Annotated in this window: 15 protein-coding genes and 1 riboswitch; of the genes, 6 read left to right on the top strand and 9 right to left on the bottom strand. The window is 62.6% G+C overall.

Annotation, left to right across the window (positions count from 1 at the left end):
- Window positions 1-14: 14 nt before the first annotated feature.
- Both G486_RS21735 and G486_RS0107425 read right to left on the bottom strand, forming a co-directional pair.
- Window positions 15-881 (bottom strand): sterol desaturase family protein, encoded by an 867-nt coding sequence (locus tag G486_RS21735; protein WP_245587264.1) that lies wholly within the window; start codon window positions 879-881, stop codon window positions 15-17.
- 332 nt (window positions 882-1,213) lie between these two features.
- Window positions 1,214-2,494 carry a cytochrome P450 gene (locus G486_RS0107425; RefSeq protein ID WP_027014975.1) on the bottom strand — a complete coding sequence of 427 codons (1,281 nt, stop codon included), beginning with the start codon at window positions 2,492-2,494 and terminating at the stop codon, window positions 1,214-1,216.
- Window positions 2,495-2,738: 244 nt separating this feature from the next.
- Between G486_RS0107425 and G486_RS0107420 the strand changes: the two genes are divergently transcribed.
- Window positions 2,739-3,674 carry an AraC family transcriptional regulator gene (locus G486_RS0107420; RefSeq protein WP_027014974.1) on the top strand — a complete coding sequence of 312 codons (936 nt, stop codon included), beginning with the start codon at window positions 2,739-2,741 and terminating at the stop codon, window positions 3,672-3,674.
- An 11-nt stretch (window positions 3,675-3,685) separates the two neighbouring features.
- Here G486_RS0107420 and G486_RS0107415 read toward each other — a convergent pair whose 3' ends face one another.
- Complete coding sequence (locus tag G486_RS0107415) at window positions 3,686-4,606, bottom strand: inositol monophosphatase family protein (RefSeq protein WP_027014973.1); 921 nt, start codon at window positions 4,604-4,606, stop codon at window positions 3,686-3,688.
- Window positions 4,607-4,810: 204 nt separating this feature from the next.
- On the opposite strand from G486_RS0107415, the gene G486_RS0107410 reads away from it, so the two are divergent.
- From G486_RS0107410 to thiC, 4 genes are all read left to right on the top strand, one after another.
- The gene (locus G486_RS0107410; protein ID WP_027014972.1) at window positions 4,811-5,602 is read left to right on the top strand and encodes an RNA methyltransferase; all 792 of its coding nucleotides are present in this window, start codon (window positions 4,811-4,813) and stop codon (window positions 5,600-5,602) included.
- Window positions 5,603-5,642: 40 nt separating this feature from the next.
- Entirely contained in the window at window positions 5,643-6,479 is an 837-nt protein-coding gene (gene cysE / locus G486_RS0107405; protein ID WP_027014971.1) for a serine O-acetyltransferase, read from the top strand.
- 452 nt (window positions 6,480-6,931) lie between these two features.
- On the top strand, window positions 6,932-7,591 hold the full coding sequence (locus G486_RS0107400; RefSeq protein WP_027014970.1) for a nitroreductase: 660 nt from the start codon (window positions 6,932-6,934) through the stop codon (window positions 7,589-7,591).
- Window positions 7,592-7,761: 170 nt separating this feature from the next.
- A riboswitch (TPP riboswitch) is annotated at window positions 7,762-7,882 on the top strand.
- Between the two features lie 312 nt (window positions 7,883-8,194).
- Complete coding sequence (gene thiC, locus G486_RS0107395) at window positions 8,195-10,129, top strand: phosphomethylpyrimidine synthase ThiC (protein ID WP_027014969.1); 1,935 nt, start codon at window positions 8,195-8,197, stop codon at window positions 10,127-10,129.
- 232 nt (window positions 10,130-10,361) lie between these two features.
- On the opposite strand, the gene G486_RS21730 is transcribed toward thiC, so the two are convergent.
- The 4 genes from G486_RS21730 to G486_RS0107380 form a co-directional block, all read right to left on the bottom strand.
- Window positions 10,362-12,167, bottom strand: a complete 1,806-nt coding sequence (locus tag G486_RS21730; protein WP_169728582.1) for a UvrD-helicase domain-containing protein — start codon at window positions 12,165-12,167, stop codon at window positions 10,362-10,364.
- A complete protein-coding gene (locus G486_RS0107385; protein ID WP_027014968.1) occupies window positions 12,160-13,926 on the bottom strand; it encodes an ATP-dependent nuclease in 1,767 nt (588 codons plus the stop codon). The genes G486_RS21730 and G486_RS0107385 overlap by 8 nt, the downstream gene beginning before the upstream one ends.
- A gap of 95 nt (window positions 13,927-14,021) precedes the next feature.
- Window positions 14,022-14,429 carry a GNAT family N-acetyltransferase gene (locus G486_RS23390; protein ID WP_084455110.1) on the bottom strand — a complete coding sequence of 136 codons (408 nt, stop codon included), beginning with the start codon at window positions 14,427-14,429 and terminating at the stop codon, window positions 14,022-14,024.
- Window positions 14,430-14,740: 311 nt separating this feature from the next.
- Window positions 14,741-16,126: an aminotransferase-like domain-containing protein gene (locus G486_RS0107380; protein ID WP_211233757.1), complete on the bottom strand. Its 1,386-nt coding sequence runs from the start codon at window positions 16,124-16,126 to the stop codon at window positions 14,741-14,743.
- Between the two features lie 154 nt (window positions 16,127-16,280).
- On the opposite strand from G486_RS0107380, the gene G486_RS0107375 reads away from it, so the two are divergent.
- Complete coding sequence (locus G486_RS0107375) at window positions 16,281-16,514, top strand: hypothetical protein (protein WP_027014966.1); 234 nt, start codon at window positions 16,281-16,283, stop codon at window positions 16,512-16,514.
- A 48-nt stretch (window positions 16,515-16,562) separates the two neighbouring features.
- Here G486_RS0107375 and G486_RS0107370 read toward each other — a convergent pair whose 3' ends face one another.
- Entirely contained in the window at window positions 16,563-17,078 is a 516-nt protein-coding gene (locus G486_RS0107370) for a GNAT family N-acetyltransferase (RefSeq protein WP_027014965.1), read from the bottom strand.
- Between the two features lie 67 nt (window positions 17,079-17,145).
- Window positions 17,146-18,201, bottom strand: a complete 1,056-nt coding sequence (locus tag G486_RS0107365; protein ID WP_027014964.1) for a linear amide C-N hydrolase — start codon at window positions 18,199-18,201, stop codon at window positions 17,146-17,148.
- Window positions 18,202-18,315: the final 114 nt, after the last annotated feature.

Below are 18,315 nucleotides of genomic sequence, written 5' to 3'. Positions count from 1 at the left end.
TGCGCCTCTTGCCATCAACTGCGTGACTGCCTGGCTGTCGAGTCCGGCTGGGGCACTTCCTGGTCTGGGGTGTGCAGGCGGGGCAGCTCGTCGTGGATGGGTCTGTAGCCGGGGCCAAAGGATACGTCACCCAGCCGCCAGCCGGCCTTGCAGCTCACCGCGCCCCAGAAGCGCCTGAGCGTGAACCACTGCATGGCAATCAGACCGCGCTCGTTGTCGGCATCGACCTCGGGGTCGCTCACGCCCGTAGGGCGCACGGGCTCGTCGGTGTAGAGCGCGGTGCCGAACAGCATGTCCCACCAGGGCAGGACCTGGCCGAAATTGCAGTTGTGGCGCGCGGGGCGCTCGGGGTCGCGCAGCATGTGATGGTGGCGGTGAAACAGGGGGCCGACCAGCAGGCGCTGGCCCACGCGCCCCAGCCAGCCCAGGCGGCCGAAGTCGAGCCGGATGTTGGCATGCGAGAAGTTCTGCACCAGCTCGCTGAGCAGCACCAGCAGCGCAAATTCCGAAGGCTCTACGCCCATGATCAGGCCCACGCCCGCGAGGATGAAGGACTGCAGCATGCCGTCCAGGTAGTGGCTGCGGTCGTTGGTCCAGCAGCTCATCTGGCGCTGGCTGTGGTGCATGCTGTGCATGGCCCACCACCAGGGAATCACGTGCTGGGCGCGATGCATCCAGTAATAGCAGAGGTCGTAGACCAGGTAATACACCACAAACGCGGCCAGCGGATGGTCTGCAAACCAGGGCAGCCAGCGGATCAGCCCGGAGGGCTCGCCCGATGCCGGGCCGCCGCCCAGCAGGCTGGCAAAGGGCATGAGCACCAAGAAGCTGAACAGCGGAAACAACCCCAGCAGCATGAGCAGCGTGTAATTGCGGTCCACCGTCGTCAGGCGCCGGTCGCTCCAGCGCTCGGCCGGGACCAGGCCGCTCCAGCGGCCGCATCACGCAGGCAATCAGGAACAACTGCAAGGCTGCAATGAGCACGGATTCGGCAATCTCCCGGACGTCGCCCACCAGGGGGGCGACATCCAGCCAGTGCACAACAGGGGCTACTCCATGGGCAGCTAGCCAGTCGATGGCTGAGCTCCACAAATCGGTCAATCGGGCCATGCTTGAAGCGGGAAGTACAAAACAGTCGTCAAAACCCGGATTCAAACATGCCCGCATGGAGATCGTGTGCACCGGTCATGGAGCCGGCTCAGGTCGTCCCGGGTCAGCAGCTCTTCGGCTGGCGCGGCTCAAGCCGCAGGTGCAGGGCCGTGGCGGGCCGCAGCGTGATGTGCAGCAGAGGTCGTGGTGGCCGAGCCCCGGGCAGGGGGAGCAGCCTGAAGCGCTGCAGCAGCATGGCTGCGATCACGCTCATTTCCGTGCTGGCCAGGTGCTGACCCAGGCAGACGCGGGGGCCTGTGCCGAACGGCATATGGCTGCCGCGTTCCACCGCTTCTTCGAAGCGCTGGGGCCTGAAGGCCTCGGGCTCGGCAAACCAGCGTGCATCGCGCTGTATCAGGCCTAGAGGAACCATGAACATGGTGCGTGCGGGAAAGTGCCAGGACCCGAGCTTCAGCGGCCGGGTGTTGCGCCGGCTGATGAGCACGGGGGCTGCGGGGTAGAGCCGCATGGTCTCCTGCAGGCCCAGACCGAGCTGGCGCAACTGGCCCAGGCCCTGGGCCATGGGTGGGCTGTGCTGCAGGGAATCCAGCACTTCCTGGGCCGCAGCTTCCTGGGCCTCAGGATGAGCGGCCATGCACCAGGCCCACCAGGTCAGGGTGCTGGCCACGGTTTCATGGCCGGCCAGGAAGGCCGTCATGCATTCATCGCGCACGGCTTGCAGGCTCCAGACTTGTGGTTGCTCGCGGTGCAGGCCCAGCAGGCGGCCGAGCAGGTCCTCGGGCCCGCCCTCCTGGCCCAGGCGTGTCTGGACCTGGTGGTCTATGAAGCCATGCAGCCAGGCCTTGGCCTGGCGCTTGGATCTTTTCCAGGGCATGTAATCGGGCCAGCGCAGCGGGTGGTAGAACTCGCGGTCGGCCGCCTGGCTCAGCGTGCGCAGGCTGTGCCGGGCTTGTTGCTCATGCCTGCCCATGGGCAGGGAAAAGACCTGGCGCATGATGATGTCCATGGTCAAGGTGGTCAGCGCTTCCTCCATGGGCCAGTCCTCGCTTTGCGCAGGCCAGCTCTTGAGTGCGGCTTCGGCGGTGGCGACCAGGTCGGGCAGGCCGGCTTGAACGGCCTTGGGTGCAAAGGCCGGCAGCAGGGCCTGGCGCTTGGCACGCCAGGCCTGGCCTTCGCTGATCAGAACGCTGCTGCCGTGAAGCTGGGAAAGCACCTTGAGTCCGTGTTCCCAGCGGATCAGCTCCTCATGTCTGCTTGCAAGCAGCTCCCGGGCCAGGGCTGGATCCAGAACCATGATCTGGTGCTCGGGCCAGGTGCGCACATGAAAGATATCGCCATAGAGCCGCTGCCATGCGGCCAGCGTGCCCAGCAGATCGCGCTCCATCTGCCTGAGCAGGCCCCAGCCCGTAAGTCCCGAAGGCGGGCCAGGCGGCCAGGTCGCTGTTGGATTGGCGGTGATCGCCGAAGGTGGATGGGCGGAAAAAGGGCAGTGCCGTTCTGCGTCATCGCCGGGGTGAGGGTTGTGTTGCATGGCCTCATGTTGGGCCTGGTGCGAGCCCAGGTCTTGAACGAAAACGTCATCCGCAGTGCTTGCTGCCAGGCTGCGCACAGGCCTCTACACTCGGCCCATGAGCGCTGCCTCTCATCTCTTATCGGCCTGTCCCCAGGCCCAGGCCAGGGCACCACGCCTGTCTTTGTCCGCCCCGCATGCGCGGCTGTATCTGCCGCCACCAGTCTTGCAGGGGTGCTTGCTGGCCCTGGTGTGCCGGGATACCAGAGGGCTGGAGCTCGGCGATGCACAAAGGCTTTCCCACTTCCCGGCCACACCCATGGTCTGTCTTTCCTGGACTCAGCAAGGCCGCAACGGCCGGGTGGTGCAGGAGGAGGGGGCGCGCAGCCTATGGCTGGAAGATGCAAGCCCCGTCATGCTCTCGGGCAGCCAGACCCGGCCGACGGTGAGCTGGATGCCGCAGGCGGGGCGCGGCTGCATGGCCTGCTTTTCACCCGATGCGGCGCGCGAGCTGTTCGGCCTGGACCTGCAGGTCACGCAGGACCGCTTTGTGCCGGCCGTTCAGGCGCTGGGGCCTGCTTGGCAGCTCTTGTGCGAAGCCGTGCTGTCCGTACAGGACGATGCGGCCACCATGGCCGTCCTGGTCGAGCATCTGGCACCGTGCTGGTGCGAGTTGCGAGGACGCGAGGCGGATGCGTTGCCGGCGCTGGCCATGTTTGGCCGGCATTGGCTGATGCGTCTGGGGCTCAAGGCACGGGCTTGGCGCAGCGAGTTGGGGCCGCGCCAGGTGGAGAGGCGCATCAAGCGGTTCAGCGGGCGCTCGGTGCGTGAGTGGCAGGCGATTGTGCGCACCGAGGCCTTGTTCGAGGAGGGCGTGCGGCGCCAGCAGCAAGGCCTGGCGCTGGACTATGCCGACATGGCGCTGCAGGGCGGTTTCTCCGACCAGGCCCATATGAGCCGGGCCGTGCGCAGGATTACGGGGTTTTCTCCGGCCGAATTCGCACGCAGGTACGAGCAGGACGAATCGTTCTGGCCGTACCGGCTCTGGATTTAGTTTTGGGGCTGTCAGGCCTGGGGCTGCTCGCCGGCCCCGGTTTCGGGCTCGGAGGCCTGGCCCTCATGGGCTTGGCCGGCTTCATCGGCCAGGGCCTGGCGCACTTCAGCCTTTTCGCCGGCGGCCGCGAACTTGCTGTATTTGCCGACCAGAGGAACCAGGGCGCCATAGATGCGCGGGTTGCCGGCCAGGCATTCCTTTTGCTCGAGGAAGTCGGCTTCGCCCGTGAAGTTGCCGACCAGGCCGCCGGCCTCGGTCACCAGCAGCGAGCCTGCGGCCACGTCCCAGATGGACAGGCCGGCTTCGAAAAAGCCATCGGCAAAGCCGGCTGCCACATAGGCCAGATCCAGGGCTGCAGCGCCCGGGCGGCGCACGCCGGCAGTTTGCTGCATGACCTCGCCGAGCATGCGCATGTACTGGCGGAAGTTGTCGCCACGGCGGAACGGAAAGCCCGTGGAAATCAGGCAGTCCTTGAGCTGGGTGCGCTTGGAGACACGTATGCGGCGGTCGTTGAGATAGGCGCCGCGTCCGCGCGTGGCAGTGAACAGGTCGTTGCGCGTGGGGTCATAGACCACGGCGTGCTCGACCTTGCCCTTGAAGGTCAGGGCAATGCTCACGCAGTAAACGGGAAAGCCGTGGATGAAGTTGGTCGTGCCGTCCAGCGGATCGATGATCCATACGTAGTCGGAATTCTTGGCCCCGTGATCCCGGCCCGACTCTTCGGCCAGAATGCCGTGGCCTGGGTAGGCGCCCAAAAGCGTCTCTATGATGGCTTCTTCGGCGGCGCGGTCCACTTCGGTCACAAAGTCGTTTACCTGTTTTTGCGCAACGCGCACGGATTCCACATCGAGAGCGGCACGGTTGATGATGGCGCCGGCGGCGCGGGCAGCCTTGATGGCCACGTTGAGCATGGGGTGCAGGGTAGACGACATAAATTGTGAGGCGTGGAGGTATCAGCCGCCAAAGTGGGCTGTGCAACGCGGGTAAGAGCGCAAAAACCGCGTCCGGCGATACGGGGCGGCGACAATAGCGCGCGATTTTAACCGGCTTGATCATTTTTTTGCTGCGCTGTGCGCGAGGCCAGCCCCAGAAAGGGGCTTTAAGTCTGTGCGCACAGGGTGGCGGCTTGCATGTCCATGAAGACAAGATTCGTACTGATAGAAACCAGCCACGCTGGCAATGTGGGCGCGGCGGCGCGCGCCATGAAGACCATGGGGTTTGATGATCTGGTGCTGGTGCGTCCGCGCTGGGCCAATGTGCTGCGCAAGGAAGAGACCATCCAGCGCGCGAGCGGTGCCCTGGACGTGCTGGGCCAGGCGCGTGTGGTGGAGACACTGGACGAGGCACTGGACGGCATCAGCCATCTGTGCGCCACGGCCATGACGCCGCGCGACTTCGGACCGCCCACGCGCTGGCCACGCCAGCATTTCGAAATGCTCCTGAAAGGAGAGCTGGAAGCGCTTGATGAGCAAGCGCTAGAGGCTGATTTGAATGCTGAAAACAGACCGCGCTGCAATCAGAGCGGCGTGGGCTTTTTGTTTGGCTGCGAGCGCTTTGGCATGAGCAACGAGGATGTCTACCGCTGCGATGTGGCGCTCTCCATTCCGTCCAACCCCGCGTTCGGCTCCCTCAACCTGGGAGCGGCGATACAGGTGCTGGCCTATGAGTGGCGCCAGGCTCTGGGTGGCTTTGCCGCACCAGAGCCTGCGGTCCAGGCCCAGCGTGCGGATGCAGCCCAAGTGGGCGGCATGCTCGGTCACTGGGAGCAGGCCTTGGCGCATATCGGTTTTCTGGACCCGGCCGCGCCCAAGAAGCTCATGCCGCGGCTTAACCAGCTTTTCAATCGCGCGCAGCTCACGGCCGAGGAAATCCATATCCTGCGCGGTGTTGCCAAGGCCATGCTGCAAAGCCAGCCGCCGAGCCGTTAGACTGGGCGCCCCTAGAAACATATAACTTTGCCGTCGATTAATGCTTGAACGCCTGCGCTCCGATATCCAGTGCATTCTTGACCGCGACCCAGCGGCCCGCAGCACCTGGGAGGTGATTACCTGTTACCCGGGCCTGCATGCCATCTGGCTGCACCGGCCTGCGCACTGGTGCTGGAACAGGGGCTTCAAGTGGCTGGGGCGCTTCATCTCGCATCTGGCGCGCTGGGCTACAGGAATCGAAATCCATCCGGGCGCAAAGATCGGCGAGCGCGTCTTCTTCGACCATGCCATGGGCGTGGTCGTGGGCGAGACCGCCGAGATCGGCGACGGCTGCACCATCTACCAGGGCGTGACCCTGGGCGGCACCTCGCTGTACAAGGGCGCCAAACGCCATCCCACCTTGGGCAAGAACGTGGTGGTCAGTGCCGGGGCCAAGGTGCTCGGCGGTTTCGAGGTGGGCGACGACGCCAAGATCGGCAGCAATGCCGTGGTCATCAAACCCGTGCCTGCAGGTGCGACGGCCGTGGGCATACCTGCGCGCATCATCCCCAGCAAGAACGGCCACAGCGCCGACGTGACCGAGAGCGATGCCCAGCCCGCGCACAAGGCCGGCCCCGCACAGGAGCAGGCAGGCAGCGCCCAGGCTGTGCCCACGCCATTTACCGCCTACGGCATCACCCAGGACCTGGACCCCGTGGCCCAGGCCATGAAGAGTCTCAGCGAAGGCACGCTGGCGCACGAGCAACAGATCGCCTTGCTCTGGGAAGCCATTGCCAAGCTCTCCGAGCGCAGCAAGGTCGAGGACTGCGTGCCCTGCGAATCCCAACGGCCCCAGGCCTTTGACAAGGACAACATAGACAAGATCATGGGGAAATAAATGAGACCCCCTGAGTCGCTTACGCGCCTTCCCCCTTAGAACGTGTTTACGATCTCTACGCTGCCGCGTTGGAGCGCAATCGGGATGAGTTCGAGTCGATGGGCTGCAGCTTGCACCGGGGTGCAAGCAAGGGCCAGCGCGAAGAAATCGCCCGATTTCGCTCCAACTCTTGGGGCCAGTGCCTTTGCGGGTGGTCTACAGCGTTGCGAATCCTCGCAATAGCACGGCTATTGCTGCGGTGTCGCGCCTTGTATCCCATCCCGCAAAGACACTGGCGCGGCACTGAGGAGATCGTAAACACGTTCTTAGATCGTAAACACGTTCTTAAGGGGGACGACAGCCACGCTGCGGGGCGGCCCTTGCTTGCTGTCCTTCGTTTTGGGGCACGCCAATTTTATGCGTTGCAGACTCAGATGGCTCGCAGTGTTTGCTTGATTGATGGACGGTAAGTGATGAACGTAGAACAGGCTTTGCAGGCGCGCCATTCGGTGCGTGCCTTTCTTCCCCGGGTGCCCGATGCGGCCACGGTGAGCGACTTGATGGAAAAGGCGGCCCAGGCCGCATCGGGCGGTAACATGCAGCCCTGGCGCGTGCTGGCGCTGACGGGCGAGCCCCTGGCCGAGGTGCTGGCTGCCGTGGCCGCAGCCGAGCCCGAAGAGTCCAGCATCAGCTACCCGCCCCAGCTATGGGAGCCCTATCGCAGCCGGCGCTTCGAGAACGGCGAAGACCTGTACCGCTCCATCGGCATAGGGCGCGACAACAAACCTGCGCGCCTGGAGCAACTGGCCAGGAACGGCCGCTTCTTCGGCGCCCCCGTCGGCCTGTTCGTGGCCATGGAGCAGCGCATGGGCCCGGCTCAGTGGATGGATCTGGGCATTTACCTGCAGTCCTTCATGCTGCTGGCCAGCGCCAAGGGCCTGGCCACCTGCGCTCAGGGATTCTGGCGCCGCTACAGCAATCTTCTGGCCGAAAGGCTGGAGTTGCCCCAGGGCTACCAAATAGCCGTGGGCATGGCCCTGGGCTATGAGGATTGCAGCGCCCCCATCAACAGCTGGCGCTCCTCGCGCGCGTCCATGGAGCAGTGGGGCGAGCTAAAAGGTTTCGCCTTCTGAAAACGTAAACACGTTCTGAGATCGTGAACACGCGCTGAGCGGCTGGACGCTGCCCCCGCCTTCTTCGGGCGGGGGACAAATCGGCATCGCGACAACCCTGGCTTGCCACCGCATAGGCGGGTTGCACAAACGGGTCTTTGTCCTGGCGCATGAGTTCATGTCCTATACTGCCCACTGCTCCGGGGTGTGCGAAAGCGCTGAGATGTGAGCAGCCATTGAAAAATGGCTGCAAACGAACCCGACGAACTTGATCCGGTTCATACCGGCGGAAGAAGAGCGGGACCCTGAAGCAGGGCGCAAGGACAACAGGCAAAGTGGGTTTGGAGAAACCGCTGCACATGCCCCCATCCGCGCTGCCTTGCCCACCCCAGGCGCCTCGCGCACTGGGGTTTTGTCTTTGATGGGCTGACCCTGGGGCGTGTCGGCCATGGCTGTCATCTTGTATGGCAGAGGAAAAGCGCAGCACAGATGGATCTCTGGATCTGCTGCAGCGCCGGACCCAGGTGGTGGTGTGCAATGGCAAACAGCCCTGGCACACCCAATCAGAGCGGTCCAGCACTCCACGGAGCGTTGATGCATTTCCACCGCTTTGAGGAGACCGCGATGAACGCCCCTGATTCCATCTTCACCCCCGCCGCTGGCAATGCGCCGGACGCCACCCGTTTTGCGGAGCTGCTGGCCCAGTCGCGCCAGCCGTTTCCGGCTTCTACCAAGAGCTATCTGCAGGGCCAGGTGCACCCAGAGCTGCGCGTGCCGGTGCGCGATATTGCGCTCACCAACGGCGAGCAGGTCAGCGTCTATGACACCTCCGGCCCCTATACCGACCCGGCGGTGAACATCGATGTGCGCCAAGGCCTGCCCAGCGTGCGCGGCGCCTGGATTGAGGCCAGAGGCGATAGCGAGCTCTATGTGGGCCGCCAGCGCGTGGCCCTGGACGACGGCGGCAAGCGCGGCGAGGAAGATGCCCGCGTGGCCCAGCTGCGCGCCGAGGCCGCAGCCCTGCAACGCCAGCCGCGCCGCGCCAAGAGCGGCCAGAACGTGACCCAGATGCACTATGCCAAGCGCGGCATCATCACGCCGGAAATGGAATACGTGGCCCTGCGTGAAAACGGCCGCCGCGAGTGGATGGCCGAGTACATGCAGGACGCGGCCCGCGAGGCCCGCCTGGCCGGCAACAGCCTGGGCGCCAGCATCCCCCAAATCATCACCCCCGAATTCGTGCGCGACGAGGTGGCACGCGGCCGCGCCATCATCCCGGCCAATATCAACCACCCTGAAATCGAGCCCATGGCCATTGGCCGCAACTTCAAGGTCAAGATCAACGCCAACATCGGCAACTCGGCCGTCACCTCCAGCATCGAAGAAGAGGTGGAAAAACTGGTCTGGGCCATTCGCTGGGGTGCGGACAACGTCATGGACCTGTCCACCGGCAAAAACATCCACACCACGCGCGACTGGATTGTGCGCAACTCGCCCGTGCCCATTGGCACCGTGCCCATCTACCAGGCCCTGGAAAAAGTGGGCGGTATTGCCGAAGACCTGACCTGGCCCATCTTCCGCGACACGCTGATCGAACAGGCTGAGCAGGGCGTGGACTACTTCACCATCCACGCCGGCGTGCGCCTGGCCTATATCCACCTCACGGCGAGCAGACGCACTGGCATCGTCTCGCGTGGCGGCTCCATCATGGCCAAGTGGTGCATGGCCCACCACCGCGAGAGCTTCCTCTACGAGCATTTCGAAGACATCTGCGACATCATGAAGGCGTATGACGTCAGCTTCTCGCTGGGCGACGGCCTGCGCCCCGGCTGCGCATCCGATGCCAACGACGAAGCCCAGTTTGCCGAGCTCAAGACCCTGGGCGAGCTGACGCAAACCGCCTGGAAGCACGATGTGCAAACCATGATCGAAGGCCCCGGCCATGTGCCCATGCACATGATCCAGGCGAACATGACGGAGCAGCTCAAGCACTGCCACGAGGCCCCGTTCTACACCCTGGGCCCGCTGACCATCGACATCGCCCCCGGTTACGACCACATTGCCTCGGCCATCGGCGCCGCCATGATCGGCTGGTTTGGCACCGCCATGCTGTGCTATGTCACGCCCAAGGAACACCTGGGCCTGCCCAACCGTGATGACGTCAAGCAAGGCATCATTGCCTACAAGATTGCCGCCCACGCTGCGGATGTGGCCAAGGGCCACCCGGGTGCCCGCTCGCGCGACGATGCATTGAGCCAGGCCCGCTTCGACTTCCGCTGGCAGGACCAGTTCAACCTGGGCCTGGACCCCGACACCGCCCAGGCCTACCACGACGAAACCCTGCCCAAGGACAGCGCCAAGGTGGCCCATTTCTGCAGCATGTGCGGCCCCAAGTTCTGCTCCATGAAGATCACCCAGGAAGTGCGCGACTTCGCCAAACAACAAGGTGTGGCCGCCGAGCAAGGCATTGCCGTGGGCATGCAGGCCAAGGCCGCCGAGTTCAACAAGGCGGGAGGGGATTTCTACATCCCCATCGCCTCGGACACCACGGCGCGGTGAGGGCCGGTTTAGGGTAAATAAAGGCTGTAGCGCTTGTGTAGCGGGCGCTGGAAGCTATCAAAAAAAGCGCAGACGGGGTCTGCGCTTTTTCTTTGTGGGGGAGGGGCTTGTTGTGGGTGTTTGAAGGCTGTCGGGCTATGCCTGCTGTGCAGCGTGGGCGGGCTTTAGTCGAACGCCGGACGCGTCAGCACATGCACGCGTGATTTCATGCCAAGTTGAAGCGCGGCTCTAGTCAAGCAACGGCTACAGCAGTGCCGGGGACCACCGACGTAGCCATCGCTGCAGCTGCAGCCGCTAATTGCGCAGGCCCTGACTCCGTAAAGCCACGCATCTTCAGCTTCTCGCTGGTCTCATCGGGCGTCCTAGAAGGGATAGCCACCACGAGCAAATCTCGGCCCCGTGTGACGGCCACGAAGCCGATGCGGCCCTCCTCATCGCCCGTGCCGGCCACGAGTGCTTCGAGGTCTCCCTTGTTGGTCAGATACATGACCGCGGGTATGCCTTCACCCTTCGCCGAGTGAACCGTCCCGCACCGCAACGCAGACCAATCGTGCTGGCCGATGTCGACAGCGATGAGTGGTCCTGTGCTGGGGAGTTCCGCAGCAGTTACTCGTTTGCTCCAGGTCGGCTCACGCTTGAAGGTGGTTCTCTGCTCAACCAGCGTCAGCCAATTGTTCAAGTTCTTCTTCAGCCCGGTTAACCATGAGGTCCTGGCCGCTAGTGTTGCTCGGGGGATACCGATTGCAGGCGTCCGAATCAGAGGCCACATGAGTCGGCGAAGCGTCTTCACATCAGCGTCGCCACGCATGTTCTTGAGATCGGAGATGAAGCTATCCGGCAGGCCCGACACGATAGCCAGGACGCCTTTTGCGCAGTGCTCCAAGACCTTCGAAATATCAGCGGCTTGCTCTCGTTCGATGGCAGCGCTCGCAAAGTGTTTGACCGCCGACCGGCCAATCTCACTGGTCTCAGTCGTTAGCTTAGCCAGCAGGCCACTGCCGCGGCACAGAACGGCAGCTTCGTCGATGGAGTAGCCGGCAGTATTCAGGGTAGATACCCAGGACGACATGAACTCAGGGAGGGTTTTCACGTCGTAACGCCAGAAATACGCCCCGGTCAGGCGTGCGGGCGGTGTTCGGGAGTGGGTCGAATCTGTCCCCGCGAGCAAGTTTGCGGCACTGACGATAGATTTCACCGAACGACGGTTCTGTGTGAGTGGCAGCCTGAGGACATCGGCGCTATCAGCAAACTTGCGGAGGTACTCGCCTGTTGCGAAGTTAAAGCTGTAGATGCTCTGATGAAAGTCTCCGACGAGAGATATGGTGCTTCCTGCGGCGCTCAGCCTATCGAGCAAGGCACCTTCAAATGGTCCGATGTCCTGTGCTTCATCTACCAGGATGTGAGGAAATCTGCGCGCGAGGGCCTTGGTAATTGGCGGCTCATTCTTGAGGAGGAGCAACGCCCAGATGCGCCCGGCTCCGTAGGTGTAAGCGCCCTTCGCGGCAAGTGCGACAACCTTCTGCTTAGCGACCTTAGCAAGGGTGTCATCAAGACGCTGAGCCCCGCCGCTCTTGAACCTACGGTGAACTACGACTTTTCCGTTCTCGAGGTCGAACGCAAGTTCATCCACTCCGATGGGATGCTTCGGGTCGCCGAAGCGGAAGCTGGAAAGAAAGGGCTCAGTGCCCAGCACCAAGTATGGCGTTCGAGGGCAATTCATCGTGCGGGAGCCATGTGAGCGCAGGATGAAGGTAGTGAGGAACGAATCGACGGTTTGGATGACAACTCGGTCTGAATCGCCACACCGTCCTCGTAACTGCCGATACTCGTCTCGGAAAGTGTCGACTGCGATGTTGGAGAAAGAAAGCAAGGCAACGTGACCGCGCGAGCCCGCCACCTCAAGCCGGCGACGTATCTCAGCTACGCGACGGACCGCAGTAGCGGTCTTTCCGCTTCCAGGGCAGGCAACAACCGCAAGGGGCTTAAGGGGCGCATCGATGATTGCTTGCTGCTCGGGCGTAGCCTGGAACTCAGACACCAGCAGGCCCCTTCGAGACGATGCCGGTCACTGAGTCTAGCGCGGACTTCAGGTAGGCCGGCAGTTCTATCGCGGTGTTCGACTCAGAGATGCCCTGCGCAAGCGCTTGAGCAAACTGGCCCTTCTTCACATTGGCCTTGCCTTCCGGTCGGTCGAACATCCCGGTGAAGAGAAGCTTTGCCTTCTCCTGGTCTGTAGCGGCGCTGTCGACAACGACCTTTAGGTCGGCACCAATCATTGGGTGAATCTCAGTCAAGGCTTCGACCATGAGCCCCCTGCGCGTCGCGTCCAAGGCGAGGTCGTACTCCAGGGTTTTCTGCGCGAAGAAGCACTTCACGTACTCGTCCTCAGCCTTTGAGATTGCGGTGGCGGCTGCGGAGAGCTTCAGTGCGTCCTCGGCTGCAGGGAACTGGTCTGGCGCGGCCGGGTCGGCGTCGGTGACGATCGCCACAGGAATCTGTATCGCCTTGTCTCCGAACAGTGGAAGAAATGCATCGAAGTTCAAACCGTCGGTGCTGATGACGCTGATGGAGTGCTTGCGCAGGTCGTACCCCGTCTTCTTAGCCAAGGCCTCAACGAGGAACAGCTCTGCCGCACCCTCGACGAAGACAATGCGACGAGCGAAGAACAGTTCCGCGCGGGTCACGTTGAGGTACTGCTGCAACTTCTCTTTCTTGCCTTTGCCGAATTCCACGTCACGTGGCGCAAAAGCGACTGGCCCGTTTGGGCCGTCGTAGACGCAGCAAATCGAGTCGATGTCTGCGAGTGCTGCGAAATTTGGGGAGTGACTTGTGACGAAAACTTGAACTGGCCGCTCGCTGGCGACCGGTTGCTCGACAGTCTTCAGATGGTCGAGAAGGATGGCCTGTAGCTGCGGGTGGAGATGCGCTTCGGGTTCCTCGACAAGCAATCCGCAGTAAGCCGCGGTTTTGTTGAAGGCCAGTTCGCTGAGTACCACTGCCATGTAAATGAGGTTGTTGAATCCAAGACCGTTCTGCGCGACATCTCGGCCGCCGACTGCCATGCCCACCCGCGCTGCGAACCTGTTGAAGTCGCTAGTCGTCAGGTCAAGCTTGAGGTCTTGGGAAAGCACTGCCCCGAGCATCGACTCGTGCTTGGTCGATATGGCCGTGTTGGTCGTTGAAATGGGCTCGTTCTTCGCCAGTTCTTCATCGATGGCTGTTAGCTTCTCGACCAACTCCTTCCGAGCCGCCTTGTCAGGCATCATGTTTTGTATGAGCTTTGAAATTTGACTCAGCCGACCAGGTTTGAGCCCCTGCTCTGGGTCCCGCAGCGGTTGCAGGTAGATGGCCCGAAGTTCTTCAAGCATCTCGGTAGTCATCGAGTTCTCTTCGTGCAGGCCAACCCAACGACGTAGGCGGAGTCGACCACCGGGCTCGGCTTGGGTGTACTGCACGGAGAACTGCGCGTCGTAGCGCTCTATCGCTTTGCCGTCTGTGCCCTTTATGGCGATGAGGGCGTTGGAGAAGTCTGCCTCGTTCTGCTCGGATAGGCCACTGAACACGAACGTGAACGTTGCTGTTGGGCTCGGCGGTTCGCCTGGCCTCTCGTGTAGGTCCAGCTCCGTGAGGCGGAGGTTGCCCTCGTCGCTTGCCGCCAGAAGTACGCGCAGCGCATCGACAACTGCGGTCTTTCCCGCGTTGTTGGGGCCAACGATAACGTTCAGGCCATCCTTGAAACTGAGTGATAGGTCGTCAAAGCGACGAAAGCCCTGGATGCGAAGTGTCTTCAGGTACATGGTTTTTCTAGTTGCTCCCGTTCTGCACAGAGCGTCACCTACGCGCGTGCGGCGCTAGGATAGCCGCCATCTGGGCCTGCATATCGAAGGGCAGCTTACAGCCTGAAGCAGCCCCCTGAGCCCATTCCCAAGCTTAAGCCTGCAACCGGCTCGCCGCACACAAGTTCTATGGCCTGCGCCATCAGATCAGAGCCTTCGCGCAGCGGCTCCATGTCTCCCACAGGGCGAAAGCCATGTACACGGTACAAGCGCATGGCAGGGGAGTCTGCGTGGGTGACCCCCAGCCGAACACGGCGCGCACCGTGGCTTTTCGCCCAGGCCAGCGCCTGCGTGAGCAGGGCATTGCCGGCCCCCAGGCCAAGCGCAGCGGGATGTACCGGCCACGCCGGGCTTGGTGGCGGGCAGCTTGTACCAGTCGCAGGCTTGTGCTTTGTTGAAGGCAAAAATTGCCAGCTCCATATCACCAGAAGTCGTTGATGTGATTTGTGTGAGCCAACTGGCATTCGCTCAGTGGGCTGAGGGCTGTTTATGAGTGAAATTGGCTGTAGCGATTATGTGGAAAGCGCTGGATGCTATCAAAAAAGTGAAGTTGGATCTGCGCTTGGGCCGGGTTGAATGCTGGAGGTGGGGGCCGTGGGCCAAAGCAGGTCTTGCCTGCACGGCTTGCGTAGTGCTCTTGCTGGTGGTTCAATTTTTCGCGTGATCTTCTGGGCACATCGGCGCCGAGGCAGGCAGCCCAGGTGCGATGGCATTGGGAGAGCGCCTGAATGGCGGCCGTGTCTTCTGGAGGCTTACATCACCAAGCATTGAACGGCTAGGGCTGCCGCGCCAGCAGTTGGGACAGCCGTTGAAGACCGGCTTGCAAGCCAGCACGGTTCTTGATGCTGCCCAGGGAAATCCGGATGGCATTCACGGATGCGCTGTGTGTGGCGTCTGTGGCGAAGACCTGCGCCGGCGTGACCGCAATGCCTTCGCGCCCGGCTGCCTGCGCAAGCTGTGCAGAGCTCCAGTATCCCGGCAGTTCAAGCCATACATGAAGGCCGTCTCCAGCGCCGCTGTAGCGGCCCGCCAGAATATCCCAGGCCATCCGGTGACGCAGGCGAGCCTCCTTGCGCACGCCTTCCATCAATCCCGCTGCCGAGCCGTCGAAAATCCACTGCGTGGCCAGTGCCGCCGTCATCGGCGCCACCATCAGCGCAAATGATCGGAGCGCAACCAGAAAACGCTCGCGTTCCTGCGGGTTACGCAGGAGCACAAAGGCAACGCGCAAACCCGGCGTCAGGCATTTGGACAGGGTGGAGATGTAGCACACCTGTTCCGGCGCCCAATGGGCAATCGGCGGCGGCGGTGCCTCGGCCAGCAACCAGTAGGGGTCGTCTTCAATGATGCGTATACGGCAGCGCTGGGCGACGCTGGCCAGTGTCTTGCGCCGATGTTCGGGCATGGTGATGGCGGTCGGGTTCTGCAAGGTCGGATTGAGGTAGACCAGCCCAGGCGGGTGCTGGCGGCATGCCTGCTCCAGCATCTCGGGCCGCATTCCGTGCTGGTCCGCCTCCACCACAACCAGGCGCCGGCCGAATTGGGTGGCTGCTGCATGCAGGCCGGGGTAGCTTGCGGGCTCGGCAAAGATCGCATCGCCAGGCTCGGTGAGCGCCAGAATCAAGGCCGCAATCGCCGCCTGCGCCCCCGGACAGACCAGTACCTGCTCTGCATCCAGGTGACCGAACATGGGCGCAAGCCAGTGGGCGCCGGCCTTGCGTCCAACGTCGCTTCCGCCACCCAGGTGGTAGGCCATCAGCAATTCCGCGTCGGTCCTCATCAGTACCTGGGACAAGCCTTGTTTGAGCATGTCGTCGAAGTCCACGCCATCCGGCGGTGGCGGAGTGTTCATGCTCAGATCGAGAACCGTGGTCAACTCGACCTTGGGCGCTGCCACATAAGTGCCCCGGGCGCCGCGCCCCTCCAGCAAGTGGCGGCGTCTGGCTTCGTCATAGGCACGTGTGACCGTCGTCAGATCGATGCCCAGTTGTGCTGCCAGCCAGCGCTGCGGAGGCAGGCGGTCACCCGGAGCCAGGGACCCGTCCGCCATCGCGGCCTGCAAGGCATCCGCAATCTGCAGAAAGCGGGGGCCGCCGTGCATGGCCAATCGCGGCAGCCAAAGCGGCAAACTGTCATCCAGCAGGGTTCTTGGCGAGGACATTTTGTCTCGATGTATGGAAATTGCTTTTGAGTAACATGGACCAGAACGTACAGCCAAACCGTTCTTGTATGGCGCTGCTGACGTTTTGTCTCTCATCTGGGGCTGATGCGCCGTCACGATGGACAGTGTCAAGTCATAGGCTGGAAATTTTCAAATGATCGATTGGGTCCCCGTCGTCTTTCTTACGTTCAAGGTGCTCATTTTCGGCACCTGCATGTTCTTCGCCATCAAATGGCATTACGACCAGGGCAAGAAGGGGGCGGACAAACGCGCCTTGCTGCGCACAGGCGGCAAGCTGATGATCATCTTCATGCTGGGGGTTCTGGTCGTCGTGCTTTTCACCTTCGGTCTGGCCAGGATGCTCGGTATGGATTTGAGTCTGCCTTGAGGGCGTGAACACGCTCTGAGGGCGGCTGGTGCCAGGCCAGCTTCTTCGTCAACGTGCAACAGGCTCGCTCGATACCCGCTCCATGGTCTGCGCCATCAGCTCGGAGCCTTCGCGCAGTGGCTTTATATCCCCAACAGGGCGAAAACCATGCGCACGATACAAGCGCATGGCGGGGGAGTCTGCATGGGTGACGCCCAAGCGCACACAGCGTGCACCGCGGCCTTCAGCCCAGGCCAGTGCCTGCACTAGCAGGGCGCGACCCGCGCCCTGGCCGCGCGCGGCGGGGTGTACCCACATTTGGTAGATGTAGGCCACGCCGGGCTCGGTGGCGGACAGCTTGCACCAGATCAGGCCACAGGCTTGTGCTTCGTTAAAGGCAAAAAGTGGCAAGTCCATTTCGCCCGAGGTCGCGGAGGTGATTTGTGTGGACCAGCTTTCATCCGCTCTTTTGGCCTCCGCCTCCCAGGTGCTGCCAAAGGCATGGGGTGCGTCTCGCAGTGCTTGCAGGCGAAGGTCCCGGTATGGGGCCCATTCGTGAGGGGCGATGGGGCGGGTGGAGATCAAGAGAGTCCTTTACAAGCACTCTTGCCCCAGCAGGCAAGGCTTCGCATCAACGAGGAGCAGCAGGCCTTTATTGTGCTTCCATGAAGGTAAATGGCTTGGCCGCGACGAATTGCCCCGAGACTTCTCCGGAGAGTGTGCGGGCCATGTCGACGCCCAGATCCAGGACGCGTGTGGGTGCTCCTTTGGAGAAGTCGAGGCGCTTCATGTCGACCCACAGCACATTCGGGGAGATGGCGGATTCGGCATAGAACAGCCGGTTCTTGTGGTCGGCGACGATGCGCCAGCGGGTGGTCGAAAGATTGGGCGCGTCGGGCTGGCTGATGCCGTAGGGCACGGAGACATTGCGCACCACGCTGAACACGGCGGCGGCGGCTGTGCGCGGGTCGTCGCTCTTGAGGACCGCATCGGTGTAGTAGTTGGCGCGCACGAACCGGTCGGAGGCGCGGTTGCTTCCGGGCAGAAAGGTGCGTCCGTTGACCCCGCTCCAGTAGCGCTGAATGGCGAGCTGGTCTTCGTAGGCCGGCTCGTTGGTCATCACGCGATAGTCGCGGCTGTGGTGGATGTTCAGCTTGCCATCGATCCATTCGAGGATGGCGCTGTCGCCTGTGGCGTCGGACAGCGACAGGTGCAGCGGCGCCAGACTGCCAGGGCGGCCGGGCACTTCGCCGCTGACTACCTGCAAGGGCATGGCCTGTGCATGTTTGACGGCCTCGCTCACGGTGGCGAACTGGTCAAGAAAATACTGTGCCCAGATGGCCAGCGAGATGCGAGGTGTGCGGCCATCATCTTCAGGGTATTTGGCATTGGCCAGCCACAGCAGGTTGGCGTTGAGGCCGGCTTCGTTCATGCCGTCGACTGCAGAAATCTCGTAACCGGAAACGATCAGGCTGCCATAGCTGGAAGTCCATTGCACCGACCGGGGGCCGGCTGCTCCGTGCCGTTGCATGCCCCGAGGAAAAACCCAGAGATTGCTGACCATGGGATCCTTGAAGTCCATCGACCGGCCCGTGAGGTAAGTGCCGTTGGGGCCTTCGTAGATGACGCGGGTGCAGGCCTGTACTTCGGCGGCCATCAATGCGGCTGCAGCAGCCAGAGTGACTCCAATGCGGGTAAGACGGTTCATATTCTGCTGCGTTCCTTGAGGTGAGATAGATGGTTTCATCGTAGTCGACGTCGCGCAGCAGAGATCGCGTGCCGGATGGAGTGGCCTGGCCGAAAGCCGGCCGGCTTGCTGGAT

Origin of the sequence: Comamonas composti DSM 21721 (genome assembly GCF_000429845.1) — a bacterium.
Lineage (GTDB): Bacteria > Pseudomonadota > Gammaproteobacteria > Burkholderiales > Burkholderiaceae_C > Comamonas > Comamonas composti.
This window is presented reverse-complemented; position numbering and strand designations above follow the sequence as displayed.

Coding starts and splice junctions, on each gene's coding strand:
- G486_RS0107425 (WP_027014975.1), bottom strand. CDS start 2,494: ATGGAGCGCGATCTGCTGGGCACGCTGGCCGCATGGCAGCGGCTCTAT.
- G486_RS0107420 (WP_027014974.1), top strand. CDS start 2,739: ATGAGCGCTGCCTCTCATCTCTTATCGGCCTGTCCCCAGGCCCAGGCC.
- G486_RS0107415 (WP_027014973.1), bottom strand. CDS start 4,606: ATGTCGTCTACCCTGCACCCCATGCTCAACGTGGCCATCAAGGCTGCC.
- G486_RS0107410 (WP_027014972.1), top strand. CDS start 4,811: ATGAAGACAAGATTCGTACTGATAGAAACCAGCCACGCTGGCAATGTG.
- cysE (WP_027014971.1), top strand. CDS start 5,643: ATGCTTGAACGCCTGCGCTCCGATATCCAGTGCATTCTTGACCGCGAC.
- G486_RS0107400 (WP_027014970.1), top strand. CDS start 6,932: ATGAACGTAGAACAGGCTTTGCAGGCGCGCCATTCGGTGCGTGCCTTT.
- thiC (WP_027014969.1), top strand. CDS start 8,195: ATGAACGCCCCTGATTCCATCTTCACCCCCGCCGCTGGCAATGCGCCG.
- G486_RS0107385 (WP_027014968.1), bottom strand. CDS start 13,926: ATGTACCTGAAGACACTTCGCATCCAGGGCTTTCGTCGCTTTGACGAC.
- G486_RS23390 (WP_084455110.1), bottom strand. CDS start 14,429: ATGCCAGTTGGCTCACACAAATCACATCAACGACTTCTGGTGATATGG.
- G486_RS0107380 (WP_211233757.1), bottom strand. CDS start 16,126: ATGTCCTCGCCAAGAACCCTGCTGGATGACAGTTTGCCGCTTTGGCTG.
- G486_RS0107375 (WP_027014966.1), top strand. CDS start 16,281: ATGATCGATTGGGTCCCCGTCGTCTTTCTTACGTTCAAGGTGCTCATT.
- G486_RS0107365 (WP_027014964.1), bottom strand. CDS start 18,201: ATGAACCGTCTTACCCGCATTGGAGTCACTCTGGCTGCTGCAGCCGCA.